Here is a 12,032-nt window from a genome sequence, read left to right as displayed (position 1 = left end):
ATGCATTTACATATTCTGGGTATTAGTGGAACTTTTATGAGTGCTTTGGCAATTCTTGCCAGAGAAGCAGGATATACCGTCACAGGGAGTGATGAGCATTGTTACCCTCCCATAAGCGATTTATTGCGGGATAAAGGTATTGAATGGACGGAGGGATACAGTGATTCCACTACCGCTTTAAAAGCCGATTGTGTAATTGTAGGGAATGCAATAAAACGGGGGATGCCAGTAATGGAAGCCGTATTAAATGCCCGTCGTCCTTATATTTCTGGCCCGCAGTGGCTTGCGGAAAATATTTTGTCGCGTTACAAAGTACTTGCGGTTTCAGGAACGCATGGTAAAACTACTACTACTTCTATGCTTGCTTTTATACTTCATTATGCCGGGTTAAATCCGGGTTTTTTAATAGGTGGAGTTTCTAGTGACTTTAAAACCAGTGCGCACTTAGGGGAAGGTGAGTGGTTTGTCATTGAAGCAGATGAGTATGATAGTGCTTTTTTTGATAAGCGACCTAAATTTATCCATTACCATCCTGAAGTCGCTATTCTCAATAATTTAGAATTTGATCATGCGGATATTTACAGTAACCTGGAAGCGATTCAACAACAATTCCACTATTTTTTAAAAACTATCCCTGGTAATGGTTTGGTTATTAAACCGAAAAATGATACGGCATTAAATGCCGTAATTGATAAAGGATGTTATTGCCCTATACAAGAAATTTCTTTAGACGACAATGCCGATTGGCGAGCAAAATTATTAGATGACACCGGAAGCCGGTTTGAAATTTGGTATCAAGGGAAATGTGTTGCGGAAATTAATTGGTCTTTAATTGGACAATTCAACGTAGAAAATGCTCTCGCTGCCCTCGCTGCCAGTAATCACGCAGGAGTAGAACCTGCTAAGGCAGCGGAGGCTTTAATGCATTTTACTCCAGTAAAAAGGCGTTTAGAGATACGCGGGTGTAAGAATGGTATTACTATTTATGATGATTTTGCTCATCATCCTACCGCTATTAGACGAACGCTTGAAGCTTTAAAAAATAGCCAAAGACATAAACGTATTAATGTTGTATTAGAGTTTGCTTCCTATACTATGCGAACAGGAGTGCATTCGGAACAAATGACGGAGGCATTAAGACTTGCCGATCAAGCATTCGTGTTGAACCCACATGACTTTGATATTCAGACCATCGCCAAAGATTGGCCTTCTTCTTTTTTTATTTTAGCAACGGTTGATGACATTGTGGCAAAGGTAGCCGAAGAGGCTAAGGAAGGAGATGCGGTTTTGGTTATGAGTAACAGGGGGTTTGGGAATATCCATCAGCGGTTGATAGAGAATGTGGGTTAAAAATGTAGGTTGGCGCCGATAGGCCCAACAATCATGTTGAATGAGATTGATTGGTTGGGCCCTTGGCACCAACCTACACTTATTTAAACCCCTCGCGTAATCCTAATGCTGTAGGCAATTTATCCATCATCGCTGAGCCAATATTTTTAGCCAGTCTATCGATTACATTTTCTTTGTAGGTGTAGTCGACCATTTTTTCAACTTTAATAATCTCTCTGGCTAGTTGGCCGGGGCTGGCAAAACCATCTATCAGGCCTAGCTGTTTGGCTTGTACACCGGTCCAAAAGAGACCTGAGAATGTTTCCGGGCCAATAATGAGTCGGTTGCCTCTACCTTCTTTCACCTTATCAATAAATTGTTGATGAATGATATTTAGCATTTGTTTTAAAAGCTTTTCTTGATCCGGCGTCACTTGGGAAAAAGGATCCATAAATCCTTTGTTTTCTCCTGAAGTATAAAGTCGACGCGTTACGCCTAGTTTTTGCAGGGTGTCGACAAAGCCAAAACCATTATAGAGAACGCCAATAGAGCCTACGAGACTTGAGGGGCTGGCATAAATTTCATCTGCCGCTGCTGCTACATAGTAGGCAGCAGAAGCGCAAGCATCTACACAAACCGCATACACTTTGATATCAGGATATTTTTTGCGGAAATAGCGAACGGTGTTATACATATAATCCGCTTGTACCGGGCTACCACCTGGACTATCAATACGAAGGATCATGGCTTTCATGTTATTATTTTTATAAGCCTTTTCCATGCTCTTCATTAGGTTGTCGGCATTGGCGCTTTGATCGTCAAAAATGGTGCCTTTGAGATCAATGACGCCTACATGGGGGGTTGTTTTTGTTTCTTTGGTGTCCGTTTGTTTAGCCAGAATAGAATATAAAATCCATAAAATAAAAAGAAAAATAATAACTCGGATAACCCAACGCCAAAACCGTCTGCGCTTCTGATCGCGCATATATTCTAAAATAATTTTATTCAGTAATAGCTGCGATTCATTTTCTGCGGGGGAATTATTATTCATACTATCTACTTGATTTTTTTATAATGAAGCCACATTTTACGGTAGATAAAGATCAATTTAAATCTCAAAAATAAGGTTTTTTATTATGCGAATGGACAAACTCACCTCCAAGTTTCAAATGGCTTTAGCTGATGCTCAATCATTAGCATTAGGAAGAGATAATAATTTCATTGAACCGGAACATTTAATGAAAGCATTACTGGATCAACAAGGAGGGAGTTGTCGCCCGCTGCTCTCCAAAGCAGGAGTGAATATAGCGCAATTACGAACCCAACTTGATCAAGCGTTGGAACGATTGCCACAAGTATCTGGGGGAATGGCTGGAGAAGTACACATTTCCAATAGTCTTAATCGCTTATTAAATCTTACTGATAAATTAGCCCAACAGCGTAAAGACAATTTCATTTCCAGTGAGCTTTTTATTTTAGCCGCAATGGAAGAGGGAGGCAGTCTCGGTAAGTTATTAGAGCAAGCAGGAGCCAATAAAAAAGCTGTTGAGAAAGCAATTGACGAACTACGTGGTGGGGAGGCAGTAAATGATCCTAATGCAGAAGAACAACGCCAGTCCTTGGAAAAATATACCCTCGATTTAACGGAACGCGCAGAACAAGGGAAGCTGGACCCTGTTATTGGCAGAGATGATGAAATCCGTCGTACTATTCAAGTATTGCAAAGACGTACGAAAAATAACCCGGTATTAATTGGTGAGCCAGGAGTAGGTAAAACTGCTATTGTAGAAGGTTTGGCACAACGTATTGTAAATGGTGAAGTTCCCGAAGGTCTTAAAAATAAACGCTTACTTTCTTTGGATATGGGAGCATTAATTGCCGGAGCGAAGTTTAGGGGGGAGTTTGAGGAACGTTTAAAAGGAGTTTTAAAAGATTTAGCGAAACAAGAGGGACAAATCATCCTCTTTATCGATGAGTTGCACACAATGGTAGGAGCGGGGAAAGCAGAAGGGGCTATGGATGCAGGTAATATGTTAAAACCTGCCTTAGCCCGCGGTGAGTTGCATTGTATAGGTGCCACTACCTTGGACGAATACCGTCAATATATTGAAAAAGACGCAGCGCTAGAGCGTCGGTTTCAAAAGATCCTGGTTAATGAGCCTAGCGTCGAAGATACTATTGCTATCTTGCGCGGCTTAAAAGAACGGTATGAAGTACACCATGGGGTGGAAATTACTGACCCTGCCATTGTCGCTGCGGCAACTCTTTCTCATCGCTATATTACTGATCGCCAACTACCAGATAAAGCCATTGATTTAATCGATGAAGCCGGTAGTCAAATTCGCATGGAAATTGACTCCAAACCCGAAGCTTTAGACAAACTGGATAGGCGGTTAATTCAGTTAAAAATTGAAAGGGAAGCTTTAAAGAAAGAATCGGATGAAGCTTCTAAAAAACGTTTAGATGATTTAGAAGAAACTATTGGTGAATTAGAGAAAAAGTATTCTGACTTAGAAGAAGTTTGGAAATCAGAAAAAGCAGTATTACAAGGAGCAACACATATCAAAGAAGCCCTTGAGAAAGCAAAAATTGAATTGGAAACGGCAAGAAGAGCAGGAGATCTCGGAAGAATGTCCGAGCTTCAATATGGGCGTATTCCTGAATTAGAAAAACAACTGGAACAGGTTAACCAATCAGAGCAGCAGGAAACCAAATTAGTACGTAATAAAGTGACAGAAGAGGAAATTGCCGAGGTTGTTTCTAAATGGACAGGAATACCCGTAGCTAAAATGCTTGAGGGGGAAAAAGAAAAGTTATTACACATGGAAGAAGCGTTGCATAAACGGGTTATTGGGCAAAATGAAGCGGTGGATGTAGTTGCTAATGCTATTCGGCGTTCACGTGCAGGATTGTCTGATCCGAACCGTCCCATTGGGTCCTTTTTATTTTTAGGCCCTACAGGCGTAGGAAAAACAGAATTATGTAAAGCTTTAGCGGAATTTTTATTTGATACAGTCGAGGCAATGGTGCGCATCGATATGTCTGAGTTTATGGAAAAGCATTCGGTAGCTCGCCTGATTGGTGCACCTCCTGGTTATGTGGGATATGAGGAAGGAGGGTATTTAACGGAAGCAGTAAGAAGAAGACCTTATTCTGTTATTTTGCTAGACGAAATAGAGAAAGCGCATACGGATGTGTTCAATATCTTACTCCAAGTATTGGACGATGGTCGGTTAACGGATGGACAAGGACGAACAGTGGACTTTCGCAATACTGTTATTGTGATGACTTCTAACCTCGGCTCACATTTAATACAGGAAATGAGTCACAAGCATGCAAAATACGAGGAAATTAAAGAAGCGGTTATGGAGTTAGTAGGGCAGCATTTCCGCCCCGAATTTATAAACCGTATTGATGATAGCGTTGTTTTCCACCCATTGAGCAAAGAGCAAATTGGCAATATTGCTACTATTCAAATTAATAATCTAAAAAAACGTTTACAGGTGCAGGATATAGAATTAATTGTTGATCCCAAAGCACTGAATTATTTGGCCGAAGCAGGATATGACCCTGTATACGGTGCAAGACCATTAAAACGGGTCATTCAACAAAAACTAGAAAATTCTCTGGCGCAGGCGTTATTAACAGGTAAATTTGGACCCGGGGATAAAATAAAAGTGAATGAGGTGGACGGGGAGCTAAAGTTTAATTAAGTCGGGGTAATCAAGGTTTCCATTCCTCACGGTCGCGGCTCTGTGATTCCAATAACAGAGCCGCGACCGTAAGAGAGTGAAATACTGGATTTTCTGCACAATCCTACTGTAATTGCCTCCATGATTGTCTACCCATTCTTGTTGTACCCAAATCCAGTGTAGTCTTTTGTATTTCACCGCTGGTACCGGCCATATAAGCGATAGCGCCATCGGCAATATGCGCAATAGCAGGTGTAGAAATAAGGCCTACTTGTGACTTAATACCACTAACGGCAACGTTCACTGTATTACCTGCTTCTACTATGGCAACGGTATCGTTAGTATCTACGGTACCACTATTATCGGCATCTAATACCGGATTGATTAGCCGGGCTCCGGTAAATGCATCCAAGGTCATAAGCCAGCTTTCCCCTCCAAAATCACAAGGATCAGAGGTGGGAATAATTGTTGAAAAAATAAGTTTTTTATCCAGATAGATCATATTGGAAATGATACGCTCGCCTTTTAGAACCCCATTAACAGCTAGATCTAAATACCATCCTCTATCATTATTGGACAGTTGGTTGTTACTAGTTACTCGGACATCACCGGCTTCTTCAATAATCGTTTGTTGTCTTAAAAAAGCCCTACCTGAAATGGTGGTAGCACTATCATCGCGTAATGCATAGACAGTTTGAAGACTCGTATCGGTTTTATCGGCATTTTCAATATAACGGCCCGTACCTACATATATTTGCAAGCCGGTGGCGCTATTAGCTATACGCGATACGGAGATTTTTGATGTAATCGCTTGTCTTTTTCCATTTGCATCAGTTGCTACAAAAAACGGTACTGGACTGCTTCCTGACTTAAATGAAAAATCCCACTGAGACGTGTTGCTAGAAGAAATGTCTATTTTCCATACATTACCAAAAAGGTCGCCTACATAAATTAAATCAGCTATGAAATTACCGTCGCTATCTACAACCGTCGGAGTGGACATACCGTTAGGTCTTGCAAGATTTAAAGGATCAGCGCTCATTCCCACGCCGGTATTAAATTTTTTAATAATCGCGCCAGTGGAAATGTTAACTATATATAAAACTGCATTTCCCGTAGAGCTTACTCTACCATCCGAATAGGTATTATTATAACCATTGCCAAAAATAGCAGCCCATTCACCATTAGCCAGACGCACAATTGAAGGCTGGCTATAGGTAAATCCGAGATCTATATCGTTAGCATCAGTAAACTCCCATTTAACAATACTGGAAGCATTACCTTCGCTGAAAGTTCCTGGATTAGTAACATCTAAAGCGTATACGCCTTGTCCACCCCCATTCAGCCCCCCGGAGATAATTGTTCGCCATTGGTTATTTATAAAAACGTCAATCACGGTAGGGGAGCCGTCCACAAAATAATTGTGGCTATAAGTATCGGAGCTAAGAAGATTTAATTTGCTGTATATTGCAGAAGGTATATAGGCTAATAACTCATCTCCGGTAGAAGAGTCAAAAGCATGCAAAGCACCATCATTCGCCCCTACGTAAATGACCGATTTACGGTTGAGATTATTCTGTCGGAAGCTGCTGTACGGGTTACTATTTTCAGGTTCTGAATCACCCCAATATGCAGGGTATTGTTGTTCCGGTATGCCCACTGCTATGGGGTTTGAATTAATAATATCCCCTAATAAAGTACTGCGATTACGAAATGTTCCTCCATTTTTAACTTCTGATGATTTACTACCACGGAGATAATTCAAACGCAAACTGCCTAAATTATCTAATACAGCATTAATGGGGTTTGTATTAAGCAAGGTAATTTGAGAGGCATCTAATTCATTGCTAGAAGGAGAAGCAGGGAGCGAAGGCCAACGAAATGGAATGCCTTTATTTAAAGAGGGTTTATAAGTAATTATGTTTCTGCCAGTGTTGAAATTTACCAAATTAAGTTGTTGAGCTGCATCCCATACTGCTCCGGCAGAACCATTCCCGTTTGTGAGGATATCGCCGGTAACTGGATCAATACCAAAAGCCAGTAATTGGCCACTCCAATCAGTGGTACGGAAAATTGCTTGATAGATTTGTGTTTCTGTCTCGAGAAAACCGCTACTCAAAGCGGCAGAAGAAAAAGAACCTACTCTTTCTAAAATTTGTGAAAGTGCTTTTCCTAGCTGTGCTTTTAAATTATTAGCATTGGTTACAAAGAAATGGTTATCGGGATTTCCGCTGTTGCTTGCGTCAAACTCGCGTGTTTGATCGGGAATATTGTTTTTATTTAAATCGTTAAATCCCCCCCATTTTGCTGCATACCATAAAGGAGACTCGAGTAGGTTGGCAGAAGGTAAGCTACTGGGTGAAAAGGTACGCGTGGCTGAAGTGGGTAACGCAAGATTATCTTGCCACGCTTCACCGGGTTTTTTTCCAGGAGGGGTGTCCAGGAAATAGTCAATATCATTGTAAGAAGCAGTGTCTACATCGCGAATTTCAAGATACACCCCGTCCGCTGTCGTACCGGAAATAATATAGCCTAAATGTTGAGTGATACTTCCCGCGGCACTTAAGTTTTGTATGGTTACACTAAGGCTACTATCACTATCTACATTGACGGTATATCTAACAATTGCATCCATATCAAAGTCAGAACCTTGTTGGACATCTTCAAAATTAACGCGAAAAACCGCGCTGGTATCTGTTAATGATTCAAAATAAAAATCTACCGTATTATTGGTTGGTTGATAAGCTCCTTGTGTCGCGTCAATACTTAAGCCCTTTACGGATTTAGCAAAAGGAATAATGGTAATAGGCTTATTGCCTACTTTTAAAGTAATCTGCGGGGCGGGGGCTGATAAAGAAACCATAAAGGATTTGATATTTTGTTTGCCTGAGGCAGAGTTCACATCATTGATGTATCCATAATAAGTAACATCTGCAAGATTATAACTACCTTGAGAGTTCGCTTCATAAGGGGCAAGACCACGGATATTACCAAAACTGCTCACTGTTTTTGGAGTAGGGGCTCCATTCGCTACGCTTCCTGATTGACCAATAAAATAGGAGCTGCTAGTCAGTCCTTCCCCAGAAAATATTTGTTGGCCAAGCGAGGAAGCATTTAAAGAAGGGGTTAGATCGCCGGAGAAGCTTGTAAAACTATTTCCTGGCACTTGATCGCTATCATAAGAAGGTAAATCACTGACTACTACTATATTGGCTTTCGAACAGCGCGGATATTGACTATAAGGATTAACCCACGTAGGTTTAGCAAGCCCAAGCGTGGAGTCTGTTCCACCGCTGTAATCAAAACTGGGGGTAGGAGAGGCTTTCCCGGCAAAATAGCGAACGGCCTCATACACCATTTCCGCCAAAGGATTACCCCACATCTGGCATTCACCATTTACAATATTACGAGTGACAATTAATCCACAGTCGTAATTATAATCCGTTTGAAAACCGGAAACGGTTAAACGATTTAAAGTACCGATAATGCCATTAACAGAGGTAAATTGCCCGGTAGATAGGTCAATTTCATCCACGATAGAGGAAATATTTTTACGTAGCACCCCTCCTTGCAAATTATTATTATAAGAACCCGTTAGTAAACCAAAGTACATCGAATTATTTTCCCCAAACTCTTGTAACAGTCCTATGGGTTTTTTAGTGGAACTATTTGGATAGGTACGGCAGTTCTCTTCCAGACCTACGTTGCTATCGCAAACTTTTACGCGAACAACATAATTAGTCACACCAGAAATAGTAGGTCCGGTACTACCATTTTGCACCCGTGATCCCGCAACGGGCTTTTCAATACTTACCCATTCCCAAATGCGGTAAGGTTGATTTAAGGCAACGCGAAGAAGCGGTACATTCGTGCTGTTTCTAAGTGTGGTATTGGCAAATAAATGGTAATAAGTACTATAAGTTGGTGCAGAAAAAGGAGTGTAATCACTAATATTATATCCATTTACAAATAAACTTCTGTACTCCTTACCCCAACTGTGTGCGTCTTGCGGAATATAGGAGCGCTCAAGAATAGTGGTGCTGGTGGAGTCAGTAGAACGATATCCTCCATAGAGCACTTTGCGCAGGGCATCGAGCCTTGACATGGTTAAATAGTTTAAAAAATTACCGCTCCAGGTGCCTGGGCAGGTTCCTGTTTGGGTAACTGAGGTGGGGTAAAAGTATTGACCAGAGGAATCATAGGAATAACATTTTTTACTATCAAAATAACCATAATAAGAAATACTAGGCTTAAACTGAATGTCAATAACGCCATCGCCATCAATATCGGATGCATCATCATAAGCCTCAAAATATAGTTTATGATCGCGGCTTACCACAAAAAGTGTTAAAGGCGCGACACTATCAGTTAAAAATAAAGGCGTTTGTGATAAGTTCAAGGTGGCAGCAAAACCGGGTGTACTAAATAGCACTAGCAAAGGCAGTAAATAACGTTTCATATTAAAACCTCCTGCCTAATGAGGTTTGTAAAATAGTTACTGAACTGGTGGTAGAGCCTGTACCTCTAGCGGTTACCTGATAGTAAGTAACCCCTTTACTTTTTACAGAAGAGTCGCCAATGACAGGGGAGTCGGGTACAAATTGCAGAGCCTCAATATAATATCGCGGTTGGGTAGTAATATTTGTGAGGGAGGTATTATATACGGCTGAATTTGTTTCCCACCAAGTGTTTGTTTGTGCTGTAACTACTAAATTTTGATAGGGGGCTTGCACACAGGGAAAGGGGTTGCAGGTAGATACTGCGGGTGGGAGGATACTTAAACTCATTAGCCAACTTTCCCCCGCTGCTAAAGCAGTTTCCGCCGCATTAAAAGATAATTCTTTATCTTGTAATGTTGAAGCCATTTTTTCCTGCATGCTCGTGACTTGCATAGTGCTTACACCTAGCAAAGTAATTAAAAAAAGCATGATTAAAGTCACTGCCAGGGTGGCGCCGCATTGTTTTATCATGACGGTAACCCCCTATTACGAATAGTTATGTAACTTTCCCATTCCCGGCGTAATTTGCGGTCAGTGGGTGTATAAGTTACCCCATTGAATTGATAGGATTGGGGTCGTGGAGCCACATTTTCTATAGTAGCGAAGAGTAAATTTAATTTGATGCTGATTACTTTATTCCAATTATTATCACTATTAACCTCTGCTGCAGTTTGATAACGATCCGCCGTTTTATCACTATTTAAATCAACCCCATAACTAATTTTCATTCGTTCAATGCCGTCTACAATTTCAACCTCATTACCCAACACATCCTGGCGGACAAGTGCATAAATGGGTTGATTGTCACCATTAGTACGGCCTGAGTCTTTAACATAAAAAGCATAATATATGTAACGCATGACCTGAGCGCCCGCGGTATAGGCGGTTGTTAAATCATTGGAAAGATTATTCGTGACAGTATGGGTGATCGCCGTGGCATTGGTATCCCCGCCAGCAATAAAAATATCTCCTACCAGGCAATTACTAATAACCACTACCTCTCCCGCTTTAACCCCCAAGCGGTCATAAACTAAAATTGGATTATTGGATTTATTCATATCAGAGCGCAATTGCACCCCGGTATTCGCTGCCATGCGTATTTCTATAGCATCAGTGCCCGCAAGTACTTTGCCGGTTAAATGGGTAGGTAAATTAGGATTAAAGGCACCGGCGAGTCCTTCAAAACCATACAAAGGAGTGTCATAAAGTAACACTTTTGAGGGATCTTTGACGTTATTGGTCATGGTTACGAAATTTTCGCCGGCACATCCTTGGAAGCCAGCCATGCGAATTTCTTTATTTAAAAAATAATTTGCCACGCGGCCATTTTCTTGTAATCGTGATAGCGCTTCTTGAATACGAAACGTATTTTTATTAGAAATATATACAGAACCTGCGGTAGCAACTAATAAGGTTCCCAGGGTGATAGCAATCATCGCTTCAATAATAGAAAAGCCTTTCATAATCGCACCTCCATGGTCAAGCAGGTGAGGTCTACTTTCTCATTACCGCTACACCCTAAGCCGGTTACACCGGTGCGATTATTATCCCAGCGGACAGTCACAACATAATGATTTCCATTTTTAGTTACTGTACCTTGACCCGAAGGTAAAAGTTTAGAGTTTGTTGTATTCCATAAATTTAGATCGCGCAAAGCGGACTCTGCCGCAGTACAATTTGTACAAGAAGGGAGGGAGGGAATACCAGACAGAGAGTTATAAAGTCCACTCTTTACACCGGTATAATTGGCACGCATGCGGTCTAACATGCTTTCTGCTTGAGCAATGGCAATGGAACGTAATTGAGCAGAGTGGTTATAACGAATCATATTAACTTGTAAGGAGGCAATACCTAACAAGCCAATTGCTAAAATAACCACACTAATCAAAACTTCCAGTAAACTAAATCCTTGCTGTAATTTTGCGACAAGATTCATGTATAGAAATTCCAATGCCCTCTCTATAAAAATAGTGCATTTTTTGTGCCATTGTATAATTTATATGCAAATAATGCAGCCTGGTTACTGGTTAACCAGTTTTTTATCTTACGAAATGAAGGATTTCAAACCTGGTTGACCAGCAACCAGGTTATAACTACTAGGAGAAGGTAAATAAATAAAAATGACTTTTAACAAATAAAATCGTTAGGGAAGACTACGGAGACACTGTTATTGGGTAGGGAGAGTTTGACTGCACCTGCCTTAAGTATGCATTGCCCAATTTGCTGATCAGTAAGCGTACCTGCGCTATAACTAGTTGCACTGATGGTGTAAGGTATTTGAAAGTCACAGGGCAGTTGATCAATAACTGCGGGTGCGCTCCCACCTTTTAAAGTAACTGAATAATTGATGCCAGCATCACCATTGGTGATGTTAAATGCTACGCGTTCATTTCCCTGTACGGCAGTGGAAACAGCTAATTCTACTTTACAATTTTGCTCGGGTTCGGCATGTGCGGTTAATACGCAAATGGAAAGTAGCGAAACTGCTGCCATTCTTATTTTTTTTACCATG

Annotated in this window: 8 protein-coding genes; 2 read left to right on the top strand and 6 right to left on the bottom strand. The window is 40.9% G+C overall.

Annotation, left to right across the window (positions count from 1 at the left end; all coding sequences use genetic code 11):
- On the top strand, positions 1-1,350 hold the full coding sequence (mpl, locus tag EL206_RS01400) for a UDP-N-acetylmuramate:L-alanyl-gamma-D-glutamyl-meso-diaminopimelate ligase (RefSeq protein WP_058461264.1): 1,350 nt from the start codon (positions 1-3) through the stop codon (positions 1,348-1,350).
- Between the two features lie 79 nt (positions 1,351-1,429).
- Here mpl and EL206_RS01395 read toward each other — a convergent pair whose 3' ends face one another.
- Positions 1,430-2,380 (bottom strand): S49 family peptidase, encoded by a 951-nt coding sequence (locus tag EL206_RS01395; protein ID WP_058461265.1) that lies wholly within the window; start codon positions 2,378-2,380, stop codon positions 1,430-1,432.
- 85 nt (positions 2,381-2,465) lie between these two features.
- Here EL206_RS01395 and clpB point away from each other — a divergent pair, with 85 nt between their 5' ends.
- Positions 2,466-5,042, top strand: a complete 2,577-nt coding sequence (gene clpB / locus EL206_RS01390; RefSeq protein WP_058461266.1) for an ATP-dependent chaperone ClpB — start codon at positions 2,466-2,468, stop codon at positions 5,040-5,042.
- A gap of 103 nt (positions 5,043-5,145) precedes the next feature.
- On the opposite strand, the gene EL206_RS01385 is transcribed toward clpB, so the two are convergent.
- The 5 genes from EL206_RS01385 to EL206_RS01365 all read right to left on the bottom strand — a co-directional run bounded on the left by EL206_RS01385 (position 5,146) and on the right by EL206_RS01365 (position 12,031).
- Complete coding sequence (locus EL206_RS01385) at positions 5,146-9,480, bottom strand: pilus assembly protein (RefSeq protein ID WP_058461267.1); 4,335 nt, start codon at positions 9,478-9,480, stop codon at positions 5,146-5,148.
- Position 9,481: 1 nt separating this feature from the next.
- On the bottom strand, positions 9,482-9,991 hold the full coding sequence (locus EL206_RS01380) for a pilus assembly PilX family protein (protein ID WP_058461268.1): 510 nt from the start codon (positions 9,989-9,991) through the stop codon (positions 9,482-9,484).
- The gene (locus EL206_RS01375; protein ID WP_058461269.1) at positions 9,988-10,983 is read right to left on the bottom strand and encodes a PilW family protein; all 996 of its coding nucleotides are present in this window, start codon (positions 10,981-10,983) and stop codon (positions 9,988-9,990) included. Before EL206_RS01375 ends, EL206_RS01380 begins: the two co-directional genes overlap by 4 nt.
- Positions 10,980-11,456 (bottom strand): type IV pilus modification protein PilV, encoded by a 477-nt coding sequence (gene pilV, locus EL206_RS01370; protein ID WP_058461270.1) that lies wholly within the window; start codon positions 11,454-11,456, stop codon positions 10,980-10,982. The genes EL206_RS01375 and pilV overlap by 4 nt, the downstream gene beginning before the upstream one ends.
- A 191-nt stretch (positions 11,457-11,647) precedes the next feature.
- Positions 11,648-12,031: a hypothetical protein gene (locus EL206_RS01365; protein WP_058461271.1), complete on the bottom strand. Its 384-nt coding sequence runs from the start codon at positions 12,029-12,031 to the stop codon at positions 11,648-11,650.
- Position 12,032 lies beyond the last annotated feature (1 nt).

This window comes from Legionella adelaidensis (assembly GCF_900637865.1).
Lineage (GTDB): Bacteria > Pseudomonadota > Gammaproteobacteria > Legionellales > Legionellaceae > Legionella_A > Legionella_A adelaidensis.
The sequence above is the reverse complement of the archived record's forward strand: the minus strand, read 5'-3'. Positions and strand labels throughout refer to the sequence as shown.

Bases quoted from the DNA above. Each gene is read 5' to 3' on its own strand.
- EL206_RS01365 (WP_058461271.1), bottom strand. From the start codon at position 12,031: ATGGTAAAAAAAATAAGAATGGCAGCAGTTTCGCTACTTTCCATTTGC.
- mpl (WP_058461264.1), top strand. From the start codon at position 1: ATGCATTTACATATTCTGGGTATTAGTGGAACTTTTATGAGTGCTTTG.
- EL206_RS01380 (WP_058461268.1), bottom strand. From the start codon at position 9,991: ATGATAAAACAATGCGGCGCCACCCTGGCAGTGACTTTAATCATGCTT.
- EL206_RS01385 (WP_058461267.1), bottom strand. From the start codon at position 9,480: ATGAAACGTTATTTACTGCCTTTGCTAGTGCTATTTAGTACACCCGGT.
- clpB (WP_058461266.1), top strand. From the start codon at position 2,466: ATGCGAATGGACAAACTCACCTCCAAGTTTCAAATGGCTTTAGCTGAT.
- pilV (WP_058461270.1), bottom strand. From the start codon at position 11,456: ATGAATCTTGTCGCAAAATTACAGCAAGGATTTAGTTTACTGGAAGTT.
- EL206_RS01375 (WP_058461269.1), bottom strand. From the start codon at position 10,983: ATGAAAGGCTTTTCTATTATTGAAGCGATGATTGCTATCACCCTGGGA.
- EL206_RS01395 (WP_058461265.1), bottom strand. From the start codon at position 2,380: ATGAATAATAATTCCCCCGCAGAAAATGAATCGCAGCTATTACTGAAT.